This window comes from Undibacterium sp. JH2W (assembly GCF_049340425.1).
Lineage (GTDB): Bacteria > Pseudomonadota > Gammaproteobacteria > Burkholderiales > Burkholderiaceae_D > Undibacterium.
The window spans coordinates 366,842-387,439 of sequence record NZ_JBMPOT010000004.1 but is presented as its reverse complement, the minus strand read 5'-3'; the positions used below and the strand labels follow the sequence as shown (position 1 = coordinate 387,439).

Below are 20,598 nucleotides of genomic sequence, written 5' to 3'. Positions count from 1 at the left end.
TCATGCTCTCACGAATAATTTTCATCTTAACTTCAGCAATCATGATCAATCTCTCAAACGCGGCCAATGCCCCTGAGCATAATTCAGCTGCACAGGCAAAGGTAGTCTCACGTCTGTATGAGCTGACTGTCATCTATCAAGACAGATGCGCCCGCGCTGCCCCTGCCGCCGCCCAGGAATACAAGACTGAACTTCAGCGTTTCAAATCCGCTTATCCCAAATTGCAGTTGCTGCTGACTGCGTCCCCGCATTATGCGACGGCAGTCAGCAATTATAAAAATGAAGTCGCATCTGAAAGCAATGACGAAAAACAAGCTTCAACTTCAGATGAATGCCGGTATATGAGCCTGCTGCTGCGATCCATGACAGATACACCGGAGGGTGTGCAAGCAGTGAAAGAATATGTGGATACATTGTCGAAATAAGCCTGCCATCCAGAATGCTAAACGTCAATGCAATAAATGCTTTTCAAAGAAAGCCGTAATTTTCTTGTCCACTCCTGCCATCTGGGAACGATCAAAATTGACAGGGTCATTCAGCATATCGCCCTCCAGGCCGCTGAGGTTCGGTGGCAAGGGTGACAATAAGGCTCCATGACCAGCTTCAGGCAGATGTGCGACCAGCTCGCAAGTACGGCAGGCTGCCAGTACTTTATCACTATGAAAACGCGGTATCAGCCAATGATCTTGCCCTGCCGTCACCAGGCCCAGTGGCATAGGTGGATTTTGCAGGGATGCCATATCAAAATCAGCAGCAGTGGGTACGCCAGCCACCACGGCGGCCACGCGAGGATCATGATGCTCGCGCATGGTGGTATCGCTGAAGCGATGGCGGATGACCATTAAAGCCAGCCATTTTTTCAAGCCATCAAACATGTTTCCCTTCAAGCGGGTAATCAAGCCCACACAGGATTGAAAATCATCCACCAGGTCTTCTTCACAATGCTGCTTGTACGTAGCCGGTGACCAGCGTCCACCCGCCATGCTGAGTGCGGTATGGCCACCCGCCGACATGCCATATATGCCTACCTTATCCAATGTCAGCAAAGGAGAAAAACGTGGATCACGGCCAACTGCATCTATCGCCCGTGATACTTCGGCAGGACGCAAAGTCCAGCTATCTGGCCCAGGATCGCTATCATCCTTGTAGTTGTCGGCATGGTGTTCAGGTATGGCAACGATAAACCCGGCTTCCACCATGCTACGTGCCAGGTCAGCATGTACCCAGGGCGAACCGCCAGAACCGTGAGAAATGATGATCAGATGAGCATTGCCACGTACCGGCTCAGCCTGAACTGCCAGCTTGAAATGGAAGGGACCGCGGTGCATGGCTTGCTCCGGTGCATTACTGGGGTAATACAGGGTAATCGTGCCATCATTTGCAGTCGGTGCAATTTCTTCAAAACCAACGGATGCTCTTGCCATACCGCTTGTAAAAAATAGCAGGCCCAGCAGCAAATAGCCGGACCAGTTCAGTAATTGTTTAATACGATGCGTATACATGGCTTTCATCATTCAGGCTCCTGTCAGTGTAGTGCCGGAGCTGCTACCCCGGCTGAAACTGACTATGCTAAAAAAATCGAATGATGTCTTGCCACAAGCTGCAAATTGCAGATTTCGGCTAGCCGATTTCAGGAATCGGCCATATTTTGTTTACGGTACTCGGTGGGCGTGAGCCCTGTCGCGGCCTTGAAGGCGCGATTGAAGGGGCCTATGGACTGAAAACCGGAAGTCAGCGCAATGCTAAGGACAGGCGAATCCCTTTGGGCAGGATCAGACAAGGCAGCGCGCGCTTCATCCAGACGGAAGGCATTGATATAGGCATTGAAGTTGCGATAGCCAAGTTGCTGGTTGATCAGCTTGCGCAGACGGTATTCAGGAATTTGCATTTTGTGAGCCAGGCTGGCCAGCGTCAGGTCTTCGCTGCGGTATAAATGCTCACCCTGCATGAGTTTTTGCAATGCCGTTACCAGTTTATCTTCCACAAGCTCTGCCCCAGTGGCCACAACAGGTACGGGATTAGTTGGTGAAATGGCGTGCTTTTGCAGCGTCGCTACAGGAAGCGGAAATAAATCCAGGTGTCCCAGCTTTAACATCCGGAAAGTCACGATGGCGATAATCAATAACAAAACAAGCACATCGGCCATGGCAGTACCGCCTATGAGCCTACCCTGCGGTGAACTCAGGCGGGCAATCAGCAACAAGACGGTATAGATGCTCCCGGCAATCACGATGAAAGCACGCAGGCGCCGGCGTTGTTCAACCAGGTCAGTACGCCAGTTTCTGGCGGCTGCCAGTGCGGCCAGAATAGCAAATATAAGCGGTATGGCACGCTGCACGCCCATCGTCAGCGGCGCAATGATGGAGGCACTACCCGCTATCACTGCACAATTCAGCGCACTCAAGGCAGCAACAGCAAACCAGGCCAGCACCTGCCAGGGCTGCAACAGATAATCATCATCAAACAAGGCCTGCACAAACACTAAAAACAATACGGCATTTGCCACAGAAATGGCAACCAGGGGTGCTTGCCATAAACGTGGCACCATGGCTTCTATCCAGGGGGTGGCACTGAGCACCTGCACCGCCAGTCCCAGGCAAAGCGCGATACCAGCACGCACCACCAGTAATTGTGAGCGGTCACGAGCCAAGATGGCAGACAACAGCAAAAGCAGGGCCAGTAGCGTGCCACGCAAGCCCGCATCGAGCAAGACCAAGGGATCAAAAAAAGCTGACATGCCTGTCCATCCAAAGATGAAAGGCAAAACAATAACAGCAGGCAGACTGCTCAGGCAAGCTGCATTGACTAGATTAAGACGTAATCAACTATCCAGATGCGAAATCAGTAAATTGCTGAAACGCGATAATTCCTTGCGCTTGATGTCATCGCCCTGCCCCTCGGTTTCAGGTGCATCGACAGACAAGCCTACCGCAATGATATCGATGAGCAATAATTGCAGGATACGAGAAATCATGGAAAGGAAGGTCGCATTGTCTTCGGTATGATTGACTGCCAGGCAAACCGTGGCCTTCTTCGCCAGTGGAGATTGATTGGGTGTAATTGCGATCACATCTGCCCCGGCCAGGCGGGCAGCATCCACCGCCTTCAGCAATTCTGGCAATTTACCGGAATTGGAGACGACGATGACTACATCACCAGGGTTCAGCAATTCTGCTGCCATGGAGAATAAATGCGCATCGCCATACGAGGCAGTAGGAATACGGAAGCGGAAGAATTTATGCTGACCATCCAGTGCCACTGCACGTGAATTACCCATGGCATAAAATTCGACCTTGTTCGCCTTGCGCAACAGGGCGATTGCCTGATCGAGCGAGCGTACATCCAGCTGGTCACGGAAATTCAAAATCGCCGAGACAGTGTTATCAATCACCTTGGCACTCAGGTCATGCGTGCTGTCACTCATGCGTACCTGACTATGCCGCACGGGGATAGTGCCGGTCAGGCTGCTGGCAAACTTGAGTTTGAAATCAGCCAGGCCCAGGAAGCCCAACGAACGGCAAAAGCGGATGACGGTAGGCTGGCTGACATCGGCCAGGCGGGCTATCTCTGCAATGGCCTCATTCAATACCGTGCGCGGGTTTTCCAGTACCAGGGCAGCGACCCGGCGCTCTGCCGGTGTCAGCTCAGCCTGGATTTGCTGTATGCGGTCCATGAGTGAACTGTCACCACTGCGACCACGCAAGTGCTCAGACAAAATCGCGGACACACCATAAAACGCCGGATTGGGCGTGGTAATCACAAAGGTAGGGATTTGTGCCAGATAACTGCTGAAGCGTCCCTTGGCTTCAAAGCGTGTGCGGAAGGCTGAAGTGGCGAAATAATCGCCCATCAACGGCACGATGCCACCGCCAATATAGATACCACCAAAAGCACCCAGGGTCACCGCCAGGTTGGCACTGAAACTGCCCAGCATGCCGCAAAAGCATTCCAGGGTTTCCAGGCAAAGCGCATCGACCTCAGTATCATTATCAGCGAGGGCACCACGCATGATGTCTTGCGCTGGCAAGGCTGGGACTTTTTTATTATTCCTGTCTGCCAGGGCGCGATAAATCAATTCCATGCCGGGGCCGGAAATCAGGCGCTCGGTAGAAACATGCGGCCATTCTTTCCAGGCGAATTGCAGGATGGCGTATTCACGTTCATCCACTGGCGCAAAATTGACGTGACCGCCTTCACTGCCCAGGGTAACGAAACCATCAGAGGTCGGGATCAGACCGGACACACCCAAACCGGTGCCAGGTCCCAGCACACCAATCACAGACTTTGCCACAGGCGTGCCGCCACCAACCTGCATCAGGTCCTTGGCTTGCAGACCCGGCAGTGACATGGCCAGGGCGGTAAAGTCATTGACGATCAGCAGCGTGTACAAACCAAATTCACGACGCACATCTTCTATGGAAAATGCCCAGTCACGATTGGTCATCCTGACCTGATCACCGTCGATAGGGTTGGCAAGTGCAAACGCAGCATGATGGACTTTACTGCCAGGTACTGAAGACAAATAGGCGCGCAACAAGGCGATGATGTCGGTGTATTCATCACACTTCAATACCTTGACGGATTCAAACACACCTGGCGAAGACTCAAGTGTAAAGCGCGCATGGGTTGCGCCTATATCTGCCAACAAACGCGGACCGCCAGAAAAACCGGCCGCGTTACCATGTTCTACAAGTGCGTGTTCTGTCGTCATGCTGTTTTCATATATACGGTTTGCTGCCTATTTTCTTACAGAGAATACAATCTTGCAATTTACCACAAACATCTGCAATTTCATGGTCAATATCCCTGTACGGGCATGACAATATCATTTACCCAACTTTATTGATAGCTCTGCCCTACTGTTTTTCAGCCATTGAATATTGATATTCAGCTGCTTATTGGCTTCATCCCAGTTGAATGGTGTCGCTTTGCCTTGCAAGCTTACTGATACTGGTTTGCTGGCGATATTGTGTATATGCAGGGCAATGTCCCTGTCCACAGCCTTCGCAAGTGAGCCAAGCTCAGCCTGCAGACTGATTTTCAATTGCGCAGCATGCGCATGGCTATTGAAATGCATGAGGGTATAAGCCCCCTTCTCATAGGCATTTGCAGCCTCGCCATCATCGTCATACAGCTTGCCAGCCGACTTGTTGACCGCAGCATCATGGTAGTAATGCAGTTCCAGTTTTTTTGCTGAATAGTCGTGGGTATTCTGCACCAGCGGGCTCATGGGAATAAAGGCACCGGCACGCACAAATACCGGAATATGATCTTGCTCCACGCTTATCGTGTCAGTCGCACCACCTTGATGCTGCTGACCAGTATAAAAATCAAACCAGGTGCTGCCAGCAGGGAAATACACGCTGGCTTCTCTTTCCCCTGCTTTCATGACAGGATGCACCAGGAAATTATCACCCCATAGATAAGTGTCAGCCACAGTTTGCAGCTTCTGGTTCTGTGGTTCAGCATAAAACAGTGGGCGCATGAAAGGCAGGCCGTGCTGGTTATTCTCAAATGCCAACGTGTAGTTATAAGGCAGCATGCGGTAACGCAATTCTATCGCTGTCTTGGCCAGGGCTTTGGTCTTAACCTCGCGCAAGACCGGTTCAGATGCTACCTCTTCCTGCGCATGCGGACGAAATACGGGCTGGAACACACCATACTGCAACCATCGCGTGTACAACTCATCATCCAGATTGGCACCGGCAAAACCGCCAAGGTCAGAATGCATATAGGCCATGCCCTGCATGCCCATCTGCAAAGCTATCTCAGGCTGGGCACGCAAGCCCCCCCAGGTGCGATTGACATCACCTGACCACGGTATCATACCCAGTCTTTGCGAACCTGAATAACCAGAGCGCATGAGGATGAAAGGTCGCTGATTGGGGTAGTCTTTCTTGTAGCCATCAGCAATCAGTCTGGCCCATTGATGACCATAGATGTTATGCAATTCATCAGCACTGCCAGTCTTGTGCTGCAAGGCAGGTGGATGGACTTCCGGCTCACCGAGATCACCCCACCAACCAGCCACACCCATATTTTTCAAGTCTTTATAGATACTCCAGAACCAGTCTTGCGCTGGGGGATTGAAGATATCGATGAGGCCGGTATTTCCAAAATAAAAATCATAGGTAAAAGGCTTGCCCTGCTTGTCAGTTGCCAGAATATTTTTATCAACAGCCTCTTGCCATTTTTTTGAAGTCGTTAGAATGAAAGGCTCGGTAATCAAGATAGTCTTGATACCTTGCTGGGCAAAGTCGGTAATCATGCCCTTGGGATTGGGAAAGCTGTCTTGATCAAATTCCAGATTACCCATGGTGCCCTTGATGTCTTTGCCAAACCAGTAAAGATCAAAGATGATGGCATCGACGGGGATTTTTTCTGCGCGGAATTTATCCAGTATGCTGCGCGCTTCTGCTTCATTATGATAACCAAAGCGGCTGGCGAAATTACCAAAAGTCCAGCGCGGTGGCAAAGGCTGGCGTCCGGTCAGGCTGGTGTAGTTACTGACGATGTCTGCCCAACTGTCACCAGCGATGACCTGGTAAGTTTTGCGTCCGCTGATGGTTTCATACGCGAGCACATTGTTTCTCTTGCTGTCCAGATCAAGCTGGCCTATCGCAGCATTATCAAAATGCAGACCATACATCTTTGATGAAAATACCAGCGGCATGGAAAAATTCATTTGTTCTGAACGTTCTTCATAGCCATAGTGTGCTTTGTTATACAAAGGCAGGCGATTGCCACGGCGGTTCATACCCAGCGCGCGGGCGCCGCCACCATACAAGGCTTCATCTGCATCCAGATTAAAGTCCAGCACTTCTGCATCTTTGGTTTTGCTAAAGCCATTTTTTTCTGACAACAAGGGCTTGCCCTTGTAGGCATAGGCAATTTGCAGCGGTGATTTGCTGATACTGACACTGATGTCGCCTGCAACATACTGTATGTTGTTTGCCGTTTCTCTGAAGCTGGTCTTGACGCGGGCAGGCGACAAGACGACTGCATGCGAAGCTGGATTGAATTTCTCAGCAGCAGGAATAAAACTGGTTTCCATGATCTTGTCGCTATACGGCTTCAGGATATAGTAACCATCATTGACCTTGATTTCCAGATGATCGACCTGTTTGCTGACCGACACGATAGTGCGTGCAGAATTTTGTGCATGTACGGTAGTCGCCAGTGACAAGACTGCAACAGCAAAGATATTCAGTTTGACTATGGATGTTTTTTTCATGTGTCTCTAATTATTTTTTGTGCTTACTAAGGCGCAATCAATATCGTGCTCAAGCCACTATTGAATTGCACCTTGCCATCGACGACTGTGGCAGTCTTGCCAGAGTAATAGTCGCGCAGTTTTTGTCCATCGGCAAACACGCCTGCGACGCTAATGGCAGGATTGCTGTTAGCGGGAATATCCAGTGCAATCACCAGCTTATCGCTGATACCGTTCTTGTCATAAGTGCGCTTGAAGGTATAAGGTTGGTCCGCCAGTTTTTCATGCTCGCCAGCGCCTACGGCAGGATGGGCGCGCCGGAACAAACCCAGGCGACTCCAGTGCTGGCGCACATCAGCAATGCGGTAGCCATCACGGCTGACATTCTTTGCCAGCTCATCCCAGTTCATGAAGGAGCGCAGGGTCGCATCGCCTTGTGCACCTGCTACATTCAGTGAGCGCGCGGTTTCATCGCCATAATAAATTTGTGCAGCACCGGGGCTCAGCAAGAGTTTATTGGCCGATTCAAATGGTTTTTGGCGTAAGAGATCAAAGGGCCCACCATCATCGTGCGAACTGATGTAATTGAGCACAGAGTATCCGGCCAAAGGCCCATGCAAACGCGCGGCATAATCACTGAACAAGGCTTCATAAGTCTTGTTGGCATCTGACTTGAAACCAAAATTGATGAGGCTGTCAAAACCATTCTGGTAAAAATTGACCGTCTGACCGTCACCCATGTCAAAGTCCTGGCCGTGGGCAAGGGCATAGTTATACACTTCACCAGTCATGAAGAAAGCCTGCTTGCCCAGTTTCTTTTGAGGGTTAGCCTGCTTCCAGTCTTCATAAGCTGCACTGGCGAGGCCATGCAATTCTTTCCAGATTTCTGGTTCTGTATGTTTGGCGGTATCAGCGCGGAAGCCATCAACACCGTATTTTTTTACCCAGTCCACATGCCATTTCATGAGGTAGTAGCGTGGTGCACGTGGCAGGCCTGTGCACTGGAAAAAATCATCCAGCTCTTTGACTTCTCTCTCGTAACGCCCCTCCGCTTTCCACTTTTCTACCAGCACTGGCGGCAAGCTGACTGTGATTTTGCTGTCTGTCCGTATATCCGGCAGGTTTTTGACCAGGGTGCAACTGACGGTGGTTTCAGTATCTTTATAAGTACAGGTGGGCGATGTCCTGACCCATTCTTCTGGCCAGACCGGGTCTTGCTCAGTCACTGGGCCCAGGTGGTTCATGACCACATCGAGCAAGACACGCATGCCGTGCGCATGGGCGGTATCAACGAACTCGCGCATGTCCGCTTCAGTGCCTAGGTTGGCATCGACACGGGTGAAGTCCTTGGCCCAGTAGCCGTGAAAGCCATAGGACTTGCCCGTTCCCTCATCCGTACCTGCATGAATTTGCTCAACCGGCGGCGTCAGCCAGATGACATCGACACCCAGGTCTTTGAAATAACCAGACTTGATCCTCGCAGTAATGCCAGCCAGGTCGCCACCAGCATAACCTCGTTGGGGCGCGGCATCATTTTTACGACCATAAGCGAGATCATTTTTATGGTTGGCGTTATGAAAGCGGTCTGTCAGTAAAAAATAGACAGTGGCGTTTTCCCATAAAAATGGCTGGGCTGTTTTTAACTTCGGTGCAGCCAGCGACATGGAACTACAGGACGCAGCCAGCAATGCTGCCAGCCCCAGTCTGATTGCTTTTGCTTGCATGAGAGGGTTCCGTCGAATGCAAAGATTAAACTGCTGCAGCATTAGCTGCGGTCTTATCCACGCTTGATGCGACCGACGCTCCCTCTGCGGCTTCATCCTTGACGAGCAAGGTCAGTAGGCCAGCCAGTATCATGCAAGCCCCACCCAGCATCAGCACCTTGACGGACTGGTTATCAAAGAAGTGCTTCAAGATCGCACCGAGCACGACACCGGCAATGATCTGCGGTATCACCACGAAGAAGTTGAACAGGCCCATGTAATAACCCATGCGGTTCGCTGGCAAAGCCCCTGCCAGGATTGCGTAAGGCATGGTCAGTACACTGGCCCATGCTATGCCCACGCCCACCATGGGCAAGAGCAGGATTTGCTTGGATGAGATCAGGAAGATACTCATCAGGCTGACACCACCTATGACCAGACAGAGCATGTGAACAAATTTGCGACTGGTCATCTTTGCCAGCACAGGCAATAAGAAAGCAGCGAGTGCAGATACGCCACCATACACCGCGAACATGATGCCCACCCAGTTACCGCCTTCCTGGAAAGCTGCTGATTGCGCATCGCTGCTATGGAAGACAGTTTGTGCTATCGAAGGCGTGGTGTAGACCCACATGGCAAATAAGGCGACCCACGTAAAAAATTGCACCAACGCCAGTTGCACCATGGTCTTGGGCATCCTGACAAAGCCACCGAGGATCTCGCTGACTGCCTTGCCTATGCCCTGGTTGTTTTTACGCTCCTGTTTGAATTTTTCCAGATCTGCCGGAGGGATTTCCTTGCTGGCGAAAACTGTCCACATGACGGACAAGGCAAATATGGCACCGCCAAAATAAAAGGAGTAACGCACGGTATCAGGTATCGCGCCATTCACTGGCACATTGCTGACGCCCAGGTAATCCGTGAATATCGTCGGCAACAGAGAGGCAATCACACCACCGCAACCGATGAAGAAAGTCTGCATGGCAAAGCCCGCAGTTTGTTGCGAGACATCAAGCTTGTCACCGACAAAGGCGCGGAAAGGTTCCATGGAAATATTGATGGCACTGTCCATCATCCACAACACCGCTATCGCCATCCACAAGGCGCTGGAATTTGGCATGAGGAACATGGCGATGGATGCCAGTATCGCACCGATAAAAAAGAAAGGACGACGACGGCCCCAAAATGGGTGCCAGGTATTGTCGCTCAAATAGCCAATGACAGGTTGCACCAGCAAGCCAGTAATGGGTGCAGCCAGCCAGAACAGAGCCAGATCATCCGGGTTCGCCCCCAGGGTAGAAAAAATGCGGCTGGTATTGGTATTTTGCAGTGCAAAACCAAACTGTATGCCAAAGAAACCGAAACTCATATTCCACAACTGCCAGAACGACAGACGCGGTTTGTATGCAGATACTTGCATGGTGTTTTGTCCCCAAATTTTATTATGAACTACTGTTGCAGTACGGCTTGCTGGCTGAAAACGACTTCCCAACAAAGTCACCATATTAAGCACATCTGCATTTTGAAATACTACCACAGCAAAATGTAACCAAACTACATAAATTTTTAAGGATAACTACAAACAATGGTCACGCATGGTGAAAATGAAAAATTCGCACAAAACCTTAAGCTGAAAATAGCAATCTGTAGCAATACTACCCATCATTTTCTATTTTTTTCAAACTTATTCTGACACACACCATCAAAAGAAAATGCCCGCCACTTTCACAAAAGCAACGGGCATTTCGCCTGAAAAACCAAAATTCAAAAAGCCTATTTACTCCTGAAAATCAGCTCCTTCATTTTTTGCAATTTCGGATACACCACAGGCACGGTCAGCATGGTGCTGGCAATCGCCATCAGCAACAAGGCAGTAAAGGTTTCACTGGTGATGATGCTTTTATCGAGCAAAATATTGACGAAGATAATCATGATCAAAGCCTTGGTTTGCAATAACCAGCCTATGATGGATGCCTCGCCTTTTTCCCATTTCAATATTTTTCCTGCGACCTGTATGCCTATCAACTTACCCGACACAGAGGCCACCAGCAGCACGGCTGCTGCAATGAATACCGCAGTACCGCCCACGGCCCAGTTGGTGCGCAAACCCGTGCTCAGGAAAAACACTGGCATGATGGCCAGCAAGACATGGTGACGCATGAGATCCATTTTTTCCTGATTAAACCAGTGGGCATCCATGACAGCACCTGCCAGGAAAGCACCTACCATATAGTGCAGGCCCGCCCAGTCCGCAGCAAAACTGCAAGCCGCCAGCCAGATCAGGCCTACATACCAGCGGTCACGCTCTTCCAGCCAGACCATGAGTTTGCGGAACAAGACAGTGGCAATGGCAAACACCACTAAAAAACCAACTTGCCGCCCCATGCGCGTCCAGTCCAGCAAGATCACCGCCAGCACGCCCCAGATGGCAATATCATCAAGACTGGCATAACGCAGTATGCGCTGGCCTATGGGTTGGCGCAGGATATCAAGTTTTTCCATCAACAGGATAAGAATAGGCAAGGCGGTGACTGCGCAGGACATGCCCACACCGAGTACGAATTGCCAGCTCATGGCCTTAGGCCCCATCCAGCCATCCATACTCAGCAAACCCAGACCAGCTACGCAACCAAACAGTAATGGCATGCCCAATGCCAGGCCCGCTGTGATGGTACTTTCGCGCCTATATTCCCAGGCCTTCTTCAAGTCCAGTTCTATTCCGGCAATCATGACAAAAATCATGACGGCCCACCAGGCGATGCCATTCAATGACTGTATCACCTGGGGATTAAAGACAAATTTGTAGTAGTCAGGATAAATCGCGCCCAACACACCAGGCCCCAGCAAAATACCAGTGATAATCTGGACTACTACCAGTGGCGCGTAATAGTCGGTTTTCCCTACCCGCCAAATCAGATAAGGCAGAGTAAAAATCACGAACATCGCGATCAGGAAAATCTCGGTAGTGCTCATACCAGTATGCATAATTTATATTTTTTGAGTTTATTTTTCTATGCGCCACTACTAGTGGAACGTAACAGTGGCACCTCCCCCCCAAACAGTACTGACTCAGCTTCTGGCCTTGCAATGCTGGGCTATATAGGCAGCATGTCCTGGCATGATGGCCACGCATTTCTGCACTACCTCACGCACACTATCGAGATATTCCATAGTGTCCGCTTCGGTCTGCAAATTTACCAGAGGATGGCGGTTTTCAGGAATTAAATTTTGCCCTTCAAAAACCTGTAGCCAGCCAACCTCGGCAAACAATTCATTATCAACGCGCAGCAGGCGCCCGCTGGCGCAGAACAGGTCAATCTTGTGCTGCAAACTGTCCGGCACGGGCATGGCTGCGCAGGCTTTCCAGAAAGCTGAATCATCGCGCTGATTGAGTTTGTAATGCAGGATCACAAAGTCACGGATACGCTCATATTCAAAGCGCGACTGGCGATTGTATTCAGCGATATCAACAGCATTAAAACTCTGGTCAGGGAAGAAGTCGATCAGGCGTGCAATGGCTGATTGTATGAGGTGGATACTGGTGGATTCCAATGGCTCGAGAAAGCCGCTGGACAAGCCTATCGCTACCACATTCTTGTTCCAGGTTTTATTGCGCATGCCAGTCTTGAATTTGATTATGCGTGGATCAGCCAGTGGCTTGCCATCAAGATTGGACAACAACACGGAAGCCGCTTCGTCATCGCTGACATACTGGCTGCAATACACATGGCCATTGCCTATGCGATGCTGCAGCGGGATGCGCCACTGCCAGCCAGCGCGGTGTGCGGTGGCGCGGGTATAGGGCAAGAGCTCCGGCGCAGATTCACAAGGCACGGCCTGCGCCCTGTCGCAGGGCAACCAGTGCGACCAGTCTTCATAACCGGTGTGCAAGGTCTGCTCTATCAGCAAGCCACGGAAGCCGGAACAGTCGATGAATAAATCACCTTCTATACGTTCACCATTTTCCAGAATGATGGCATCGACAAAGCCGTCAGCCTCACGTTGACTGACTGAGACTATCTTACCTTCGGTACGCTCTACACCGCGGGTTTCAGCAATCTTGCGCAGGTAACGCGCATACAGGCTGGCATCAAAATGATAGGCATGGCCAATCTGGTTCAGCGGTGAATTTGGTACATCGTGGCGAGCCGGCATGAATTTATTTGCCTTACCCATCATGCGGGTGATTGAATAGGCAGCCAGCTCATCAGCCTTGCCCAGCTTGCGCATTTTTTGCCAGTACTGGTCAAAGCGCACGCTGCCAAGGTCCTGGCCTATGCTGCCAAAGCCATGCATGTAACGATCGCCCTGCTTGCCCCAGTTGACAAATTCTATCGCTAGCTTGAACGTACCCTGGGTCTCGCGCAGGAATTCATTTTCATCGATGCCGACAACCTGGTTGAATCTTTGTATCATCGGTATGGTCGCTTCGCCGACACCGACAATACCAATTTCATCCGACTCGACTACCCGTATTTGATATTGCCCCTGCAAGACAGTCGCCAGCGCAGTTGCCGTCATCCAGCCTGCCGTACCACCACCAACAATCACCACGTTTTTTATAGTTGTATTCTGCATTTTGTCTCCACCAAAAAAACAACCCCCCGTGAGCTCGCGCTGACAGGGGTTGCCTACAATCCAGCTCAAAACCTGTTTACGATCTGTAGCGAGTAAGCATAATCAGGACTCGCACGCGCTTAAGATCGCAAATAGGTTCTTAGAACTTGTAGTTCAGGCCGAACAGATAAGTCCTGCCATACACGGTCTTGTCAGTAATCTTGCTTGGATCAGTATCATATTGCTGGAAAGGTGCATTATTCCAGTTATTTGCTTGCGCCAGCAACGATAAACCTTTCAGGTAGCCAGTCTGGAATTCATACGATACCTGGAAATCAACGATAGTTTCACCTTTAATGAAAGTCAATTGCTGATTATCCTGGAAATCACTGATTTGACCCAGGAAGTCAGAGCGCTTGCGTCCTGCTATCGCTATCTGGAAGCCATTCTTTTCATAGTACAAACGCAGATTGCTGACACGCTTGGACAAACCTGGCAAGGGGATGTTTTCGGCGCTGATATTTGACGTACCAAAACCAAAAGCTGGCAGGGTAATCTGGCTTGATGTATCAGAGTGATTCACCATGACACCGAAGCCATCCAGCACAGGAGTAATCATGGAGAATGGAATATTCAGGGCAACTTCAAAGCCATGGATATTACCGCCCTGACCGTTTTGTGGCGTCGTCAGCAAACCGACCGTAGAACCTTGATATGGACCAGTCAGAGGCAAAGGTGTGGTTGCACTGACAAAAGGTTTAAAGTCAAAAGTACGTGGTGCACGGTAAATATAAGTATCGAGCTGCTTATAGAAACCGGCAACACTGAAATAACCCTTCTTGCCGAAATATTTTTCATAGGACAAATCGAAAGCCTTGGCACTGAAAGGCTTGAGCTCGGCATTGCCGCCGCTGCCAGTGAGAATAGGGAAGGCGCCGCCGGTCTTGACGCCAAATTCCTGGCTGGCACGCAGATCATCCATATTGGCACGTGACAAAACTTTTGCCAGACCCACACGTAAGAACTGCTCTTTACCCAGATCAAAAGAGACATTCAGGCTAGGCAAGAAATCAGAATATGACTTGCCACCAGAGGTAGTCTTGAATGGGCAAGTGTCAACTGTAATGCCCGTGCACTTGGCCAGATCAACCTGGTTACCGGTCGAGCGCTGGCTGGTGTGAATGAACTGTCCACCAAAATTTCCACGATAGTTCAAGCCCATTACCTGACCATCCAGGTCGCCCATGGCATAGGCAGTGGTGACTTTTTCACTTACAGACCAATCTTTTGCCAATACAGATGCGTCAACCCAGCGCGCCAGGTCATAAATCGTACCCAAAGAACCATCGGGATCAAACGATACAACTGGCAAACCGACCGTACCTGCCGTTGCGACAGCACTGCCAGGCACAGCTGCAGATGCATATCCGCTGGTACCCTTGACAACCAGGCGTCCCTCCTGGCCCGTGCGGTCCTTGTCGCGGTCAGTATAATTAAGGCCAAACTGCGCCGCGACAACAGGACCAAAACTCAGGTCACGTTTAGCACTCAGACGTATGCTGTTGACCTTGTCATTAATATCTGGCAGAGCCACATATCCCGCTTGCGGCGTATTCGGACCGCCACCCCAGCCATCCACGTCAGTCAGCCTGGCGACATTGCGGTCGGAATAGTTCAGGCTGGTAGAGTACTTCACATCAGAAAAATTGCCGCCATTAAAACCGGTATAAGAAATCGAACCCAGTGCCGACGCATCACCTGGCTGACCTGCGGTGGTTTCATAGCGCTTGCTATGTTTGTCAGCTTTCGAATAAGACAGATCAGCTACCGCCGTCCACTCATCGAGTTTCATTTCACTGTTCCAGCCTATCGACGTCAGCTTGTCGTCAGCGCTTTCTTTATGATTACGGACCACGCCTTTATAGTTACTGAAAGTACCAGCTGTAGCAACACCATTGACGATGGTTGCATTGCTGAGTACGCCGTCAGGATCATAACCACCGGCTGAACCGGCAATGGCGCCTTCCAGACCTGTTTTCTTCAGACTAGTGGAACCCGCAGAATAAAATACGTCTACAGAAGATTTGAAGTTTTTATTTGGCTTGTATTGCAGCGTCAGAGAAGCGCCGTCGCGGTTACTCTTGCTGACTTCAGTGTCAGACTTAAATCCACCCGGTGCCACGACTTTGGCGCCGTTATAATCGACTGTTGGCGCAAAGCCGCCCCAGGAATCAAACTTTTGCTGGCCACCGCCATCTTCCTTGAACTTGGTCAAGCCCAGCGAGACACCAATAGTGCGATTAGCAAACTGGTCTACATAAGAGAAAGATGCACGATCGCCTGTCCCCTCTTCGGAGCCTGATTGTACGCCAGTGCGTTGTTTGCGGTAGCTGGCAGCCAGTACACGCTTGCCAAAGTCCAGTGGCTTGAGGGTATTCAAATCAATAGTCGCTGCCAGGCCCTGACCAACCAGTGCGGCGTCGGGTGTTTTATAGATCAACACCGAACCCATGAGTTCAGCCGGGAACAAATCAAATTCCGGGCTACGGGCATTACCTGTGGAAGCCTGCTCACGGCCATTCAGCAAGGAGCCATTAAAACTTGGTGACAAACCACGCACGCTGACATCTGCCGCCTTGCCGGAGGAACGGCTGCGTTGCGCAGTCACGCCAGGCAAACGGGCAATCGACTCTGCCACGCTGGCATCAGGCAATTTGCCTATGTCTTCTGCTGAAATCGCTTCGACAATGGAATTGGAATTTTTCTTGATCGAGATGGCTTCTTCTATACCCTTGCGTATGCCTGTCACGACCACGGTATTGTTTGCTGCTTCTTGCGCCGTCGCAATGTCGGTCATGCCAAAAATCAGCACTGCACATCCAGCCGCAACCGGGCTTAATTTAAAAGAAAAGCGATGCAGAGCCTGGCTCTGATGACGCTTTTGCGTAGCTTGTTTCATGTAATGTCCCCTCACACTTTTATTTGACCTGCACTCTTCGAGCTGCCAGACCACACACCCCAAACACCAGCCTGACAATCAGAACCCAACGTTCCGAAATGAATTTTGTACTAAAACTAGATTACGTGTCAAACGAAGACTACAAAAAACTACAAAGAAAATACATGCACCACATAAGACCACTATAGGCACCTGGCGCTAGTGCACCAAAATGTGTTGCACACGCCCCACAAGAGAACAAGGAAATAATGTAGTTAGACTACTTTGTGTAATTGAACTACTTACAAAAGAAGTAAGTATCGACAAAAATCAAGACGCTGCAAGGCCGTCAAAGCGCGTTGACATCACCAGGAGACTGCGTGAGTGAGAGGTTGCCATCTCGGCATGGCAATAACAGATAGGCATGGTTTGAACACACCTTATGCAAAGGGCAAATTTTTCTTTGCAGCAATGCCTATACAGGAGAGAAGGATGCAAGCACGATGCTGGCAATCAAATTTTGGTGCTTTATACGTAAAGTTCGCCTTGCGCTACCATGCAGACTTGCCCCCGTACCAGGACTGTCTCATCTACAGCGTTGCAAGTGACATGCAACTCACTGGACCTGTGCACATAAGCGCCTTGCACAAAAATCTGGGTATCACCTGCCTGCGCACGTTGATGCCTGACCAGATAAGCAGCGGCGGGCCCGACTGCGCTGCCTGTAGCAATATCCTCGACTTTGCCTTCATTATCCCAGGTACGACCTTCGCGACGCTGCACATCAAGCACATAGACAAACTTGGCGCCCACGCCTGCCAGCAAGGCCTCAAATTTTTCATGGCAAATGCGTGCCTTGTCGAGATGCTGCTGTATCGGCACAATCAGATAGGGCAAGCCAGTTGAGACTACCTGCAATGGCAGGTCCGTCACCTTGTCATGCACATGCAGATTCAGGGCCTTAAAGAAAGTCTCGCAGGCGGACGCAGTCAAGGGCTCGCCAAAGCTGGCCTTGCCCTGATTCATTTCAGCAAAAAAATGGCCTTGCTCTTGTCTGCTACTGGCAAAAACACTGCGCTCATTGAGAACGAATTCAAATTCCGCACTGGCATCCTCAGGATGGAAGCGCTGATGCAGGCTGGCGGCAGCGCCGATGATGGGATGACCGGCAAAACCGAGCTCCTCTTCCATGGTGAAGATATGCGCACGCCATTTGTTCTGGCCTTCGAGTTTTTGCAAAAAGATAGTTTCAAACTGTCGCATTTCCCTCGTCATTGCCTGCATCATGTAGGTGGACAAGGTTTGTTCCAGCACAAAGATACTCAGGCCATTGCCCGCCAGCGTTTGCCTGGCAAAGACATCCACCATGGAAAACGGAAAAATTTGTTTTTTCAATTTATGCTCCCCAGCATACGTCTGCACAAACTCAGCAATACTGTGCCCTTAGTATAGGTAAGAAATTTTAAGGACAAAGTGAAATATCATGTCGGCTTTTTCTGTTGTCTATGCCAATACCTGCCATAGACATGCAAGCTTGCCATGGGCAATAAAAACCAGAACGCAGCATTGGCAATCACGCTCGCTTGCGTAAAATTGAAGTGATAGTGGTAACCGCTTGCATCAATATAGACAGCCATATAAGGGAAACCGGCAAACCAGCCTTCGCCAGCAATATTTGGATAGGGTAGCAGCATCCAGAACATGCCCAGCCATGACGCCAGGCCCAGCAACAATCCAGCCAGCAAGCTGTAAAAAAAGAGCTTTTTCCAGTTTTTGGGGTAATTGCCAGATCGAGACCAGTACAAACTGGCAAAAAGGCTATACGCCCCAGCCAGCATCAGCAAACTGGCAGCCACAACGATGATCATCAACATAATTTATCAAACCATGAGAAAAAGACAAATATGAATGCTGATTATGATAGCACCTGCACTTTGTTTTCCTGTAATTTCATGCAGGCGTTGTAAAACAGTTTTCTTTCCGCAATTAAGTGGCACTTAGCTTGATAGTCGTGTGCGACTGGATTAAGCTGAACCAGTTAGTTTGTGTCAGTCTGCGTCTCCATAAAAATTATGCCCATCCTGCCACGTCTCTTGCTAAGCCTGACTACCCTGCTACCGCTGCTGAGCGGCGTCGCCCTTGCCGACAACGCCGAAGAAGATGAAGATCTGGCACTGGTATATGGTGACAAATCCATGGTCAGCATCGCTACTGGCAAGGCGCAGAGCCTGCGCCGGGCACCCGCCGTAGCATCCGTCATTACTGCCGAAGATATTCGCTCGCAAGGCTTTACCGACATTGATCAAGTACTGGAAACCATACCGGGCATGCATGTCAGCCGTGCCGCGATACTTTACTTCCCTGCCTATATCATGCGTGGCATAGGTGGTGGAGGTGTGACCAACCCGCATATGCTGGTATTGCAAAATGGCATACCCATGACCACCGCATATACCGGCGACAAGGGGCAGGCGCTTTGGCATGCAATTTCAGTTGAAAATATCTCTAGGATAGAGGTCATACGCGGCCCAGGTTCTGCGCTTTATGGTGCAGATGCATTTTCCGGCGTTATCAATATCATCACCAAGACTGCAGATGAAATACCTGGTACTTTTGTGGGTGCCGGGTTGGGTTCTTTCCGCACTCGTGATGCATGGGTATTACATGGCGGACTATGGGGTCCATTCAAGGTCGCAGCATATTTGCGTGCCGGGGCCACGGATGGGCAAAAAGAACTCTTGACTGCTGATGCTCAAACCAGGAATGATAAATTATTTGGCACCCATGCAAGCCTGGCACCTGGCAGCGTACATACAGGAGTCAATCCGGTCGACGCCAATCTGGATGTCAGCCTGGATAACTGGCGCTGGCGTTCCAGTCTATTGCGCCGAACTGATCTGCAAACTGGTGCAGGTGTATCTTCTGCACTGGATTTTGGAGGTGGTAGCACGACAGAAAGATTAACCTCCGACCTGTCCTGGGTAGATACTGCTTTCGCAAAAGACTGGACATTGGGCAGCACCCTGGGTTTCATGTACTACACAGAGAAAAGCAGTCTGCAACTCTTGCCGCCGGGCCTTAAATTACCTACCGGTGTTTTCCCGGATGGCATGATAGGCGGCCCTTCACGCTGGGAAAGACAATTCCGGTTATCCGCCTTTGCTGGCTATTCAGGCTGGTCCGATCATCAATTGCGCATAGGGCTGGGACATGATGATGTCTATCTGTACCGCAGTCAGACCATCAAGAATTTCTTGCTCAGCCCGGCTGGCATCCCCATACCAACCGGGCCCGTCATGGATTATAGCCAGATACAACCACATATCCTGCCTACCCGCAGACAGAATGATTACCTGTATCTGCAAGATGAATGGAATTTTGCCAAAGACTGGACCATGACAGCCGGTGTGCGTCATGACAGGTATTCAGATTTAGGTGGCACCACCAACCCGCGTCTGGCGCTGGTGTGGGATGCACGCCATGATTTGACAGCCAAGTTCTTGTATGGCCGCGCCTTCCGCGCCCCAGCCTTCAATGAGTCCAATGGTCTCAATCCCGTCGCCAATGGCAATCCCAATCTCAAGCCTGAGCGTATCGCCACCACGGAGTTGGCGCTGTCCTGGCAAGCCAATCAGGATATCTTGCTGAACCTGAATGTTTTTCGCTATAACATGCAGGACATCATCCGTGCTGTTGCCAATCCCACACCAGGCACGGGAGCCACTTTCTTCAATACCGGCAATCAAAATGGCCGTGGACTGGAAGCAGAATTGCAATGGACTTTAAATAAAGATCTCAAGTTCCTTGCCAATTATTCTTATCAGCGCTCTGTCGATGAAGCTACACAAACTGATGCGGGTTACGCACCACATCATCATGTGTATGCAAGGGCAGACTGGCAGTTCCAATCCGGCTGGGCCTTTAGCCCGCAAGTCAATTGGGTGGCAGACCGCCGCCGCGCTGCTGGCGACACTCGCCCACCGATCGCTGATTACACCAGCGTTGATATCAGCCTGCGTTCACAGCGTGAACGTGGCAAGTGGGAGTGGAGTGCAAGTATCAGAAACCTCTTCAATGCCGATATACGCGAACCCAGTATTGCGCCAGGACTGGCCATACCCAATGATTTACCCATGGCACCAAGGAGCATCTACCTGCAAGTCGTCTATAAAATGTAAGCATACAAA

Annotated in this window: 13 protein-coding genes; 2 read left to right on the top strand and 11 right to left on the bottom strand. The window is 50.4% G+C overall.

Annotated features, from left to right (window positions below; all coding sequences use genetic code 11):
• Nucleotides 1–41: 41 nt before the first annotated feature.
• Nucleotides 42–425, top strand: coding sequence for a hypothetical protein (locus ACO0LC_RS08055; RefSeq protein WP_423002122.1), 384 nt, complete (start codon nt 42–44; stop codon nt 423–425).
• Between the two features lie 24 nt (nt 426–449).
• Here ACO0LC_RS08055 and ACO0LC_RS08050 read toward each other — a convergent pair whose 3' ends face one another.
• From ACO0LC_RS08050 to ACO0LC_RS08000, 11 genes are all read right to left on the bottom strand, one after another.
• Nucleotides 450–1,514, bottom strand: coding sequence for an alpha/beta hydrolase family protein (locus ACO0LC_RS08050; protein ID WP_423002121.1), 1,065 nt, complete (start codon nt 1,512–1,514; stop codon nt 450–452).
• Nucleotides 1,515–1,630: 116 nt separating this feature from the next.
• Nucleotides 1,631–2,737 carry a helix-turn-helix domain-containing protein gene (locus ACO0LC_RS08045; protein WP_423002120.1) on the bottom strand — a complete coding sequence of 369 codons (1,107 nt, stop codon included), beginning with the start codon at nt 2,735–2,737 and terminating at the stop codon, nt 1,631–1,633.
• A gap of 84 nt (nt 2,738–2,821) precedes the next feature.
• The gene (locus tag ACO0LC_RS08040) at nt 2,822–4,711 is read right to left on the bottom strand and encodes a glucokinase (RefSeq protein ID WP_423002119.1); all 1,890 of its coding nucleotides are present in this window, start codon (nt 4,709–4,711) and stop codon (nt 2,822–2,824) included.
• A gap of 114 nt (nt 4,712–4,825) precedes the next feature.
• Nucleotides 4,826–7,234, bottom strand: a complete 2,409-nt coding sequence (locus ACO0LC_RS08035; protein ID WP_423002118.1) for a TIM-barrel domain-containing protein — start codon at nt 7,232–7,234, stop codon at nt 4,826–4,828.
• A 26-nt stretch (nt 7,235–7,260) separates the two neighbouring features.
• On the bottom strand, nt 7,261–8,937 hold the full coding sequence (locus ACO0LC_RS08030) for an alpha-amylase family glycosyl hydrolase (protein ID WP_423002117.1): 1,677 nt from the start codon (nt 8,935–8,937) through the stop codon (nt 7,261–7,263).
• Nucleotides 8,938–8,962: 25 nt separating this feature from the next.
• Nucleotides 8,963–10,336 carry an MFS transporter gene (locus ACO0LC_RS08025; RefSeq protein ID WP_423002116.1) on the bottom strand — a complete coding sequence of 458 codons (1,374 nt, stop codon included), beginning with the start codon at nt 10,334–10,336 and terminating at the stop codon, nt 8,963–8,965.
• A gap of 353 nt (nt 10,337–10,689) precedes the next feature.
• The gene (locus ACO0LC_RS08020; RefSeq protein WP_423002115.1) at nt 10,690–11,901 is read right to left on the bottom strand and encodes a cation:proton antiporter; all 1,212 of its coding nucleotides are present in this window, start codon (nt 11,899–11,901) and stop codon (nt 10,690–10,692) included.
• An 84-nt stretch (nt 11,902–11,985) separates the two neighbouring features.
• The gene (locus ACO0LC_RS08015; RefSeq protein ID WP_423002114.1) at nt 11,986–13,494 is read right to left on the bottom strand and encodes a tryptophan halogenase family protein; all 1,509 of its coding nucleotides are present in this window, start codon (nt 13,492–13,494) and stop codon (nt 11,986–11,988) included.
• Between the two features lie 139 nt (nt 13,495–13,633).
• Complete coding sequence (locus ACO0LC_RS08010; RefSeq protein WP_423002113.1) at nt 13,634–16,432, bottom strand: TonB-dependent receptor; 2,799 nt, start codon at nt 16,430–16,432, stop codon at nt 13,634–13,636.
• Between the two features lie 507 nt (nt 16,433–16,939).
• Nucleotides 16,940–17,806, bottom strand: coding sequence for a PhzF family phenazine biosynthesis protein (locus tag ACO0LC_RS08005; RefSeq protein ID WP_423002112.1), 867 nt, complete (start codon nt 17,804–17,806; stop codon nt 16,940–16,942).
• An 86-nt stretch (nt 17,807–17,892) separates the two neighbouring features.
• Entirely contained in the window at nt 17,893–18,285 is a 393-nt protein-coding gene (locus ACO0LC_RS08000; protein ID WP_423002111.1) for a hypothetical protein, read from the bottom strand.
• 198 nt (nt 18,286–18,483) lie between these two features.
• On the opposite strand from ACO0LC_RS08000, the gene ACO0LC_RS07995 reads away from it, so the two are divergent.
• Nucleotides 18,484–20,589 carry a TonB-dependent receptor plug domain-containing protein gene (locus ACO0LC_RS07995; protein ID WP_423002110.1) on the top strand — a complete coding sequence of 702 codons (2,106 nt, stop codon included), beginning with the start codon at nt 18,484–18,486 and terminating at the stop codon, nt 20,587–20,589.
• Nucleotides 20,590–20,598 lie beyond the last annotated feature (9 nt).

What these genes read in the sequence shown, in the direction of transcription:
- ACO0LC_RS08020 (WP_423002115.1), bottom strand. Translation starts at nt 11,901, where the DNA reads ATGCATACTGGTATGAGCACTACCGAGATTTTCCTGATCGCGATGTTC.
- ACO0LC_RS08000 (WP_423002111.1), bottom strand. Translation starts at nt 18,285, where the DNA reads ATGTTGATGATCATCGTTGTGGCTGCCAGTTTGCTGATGCTGGCTGGG.
- ACO0LC_RS08015 (WP_423002114.1), bottom strand. Translation starts at nt 13,494, where the DNA reads ATGCAGAATACAACTATAAAAAACGTGGTGATTGTTGGTGGTGGTACG.
- ACO0LC_RS08035 (WP_423002118.1), bottom strand. Translation starts at nt 7,234, where the DNA reads ATGAAAAAAACATCCATAGTCAAACTGAATATCTTTGCTGTTGCAGTC.
- ACO0LC_RS08025 (WP_423002116.1), bottom strand. Translation starts at nt 10,336, where the DNA reads ATGCAAGTATCTGCATACAAACCGCGTCTGTCGTTCTGGCAGTTGTGG.
- ACO0LC_RS08050 (WP_423002121.1), bottom strand. Translation starts at nt 1,514, where the DNA reads ATGATGAAAGCCATGTATACGCATCGTATTAAACAATTACTGAACTGG.
- ACO0LC_RS08010 (WP_423002113.1), bottom strand. Translation starts at nt 16,432, where the DNA reads ATGAAACAAGCTACGCAAAAGCGTCATCAGAGCCAGGCTCTGCATCGC.
- ACO0LC_RS08045 (WP_423002120.1), bottom strand. Translation starts at nt 2,737, where the DNA reads ATGTCAGCTTTTTTTGATCCCTTGGTCTTGCTCGATGCGGGCTTGCGT.
- ACO0LC_RS08040 (WP_423002119.1), bottom strand. Translation starts at nt 4,711, where the DNA reads ATGACGACAGAACACGCACTTGTAGAACATGGTAACGCGGCCGGTTTT.
- ACO0LC_RS07995 (WP_423002110.1), top strand. Translation starts at nt 18,484, where the DNA reads ATGCCCATCCTGCCACGTCTCTTGCTAAGCCTGACTACCCTGCTACCG.
- ACO0LC_RS08030 (WP_423002117.1), bottom strand. Translation starts at nt 8,937, where the DNA reads ATGCAAGCAAAAGCAATCAGACTGGGGCTGGCAGCATTGCTGGCTGCG.
- ACO0LC_RS08055 (WP_423002122.1), top strand. Translation starts at nt 42, where the DNA reads ATGATCAATCTCTCAAACGCGGCCAATGCCCCTGAGCATAATTCAGCT.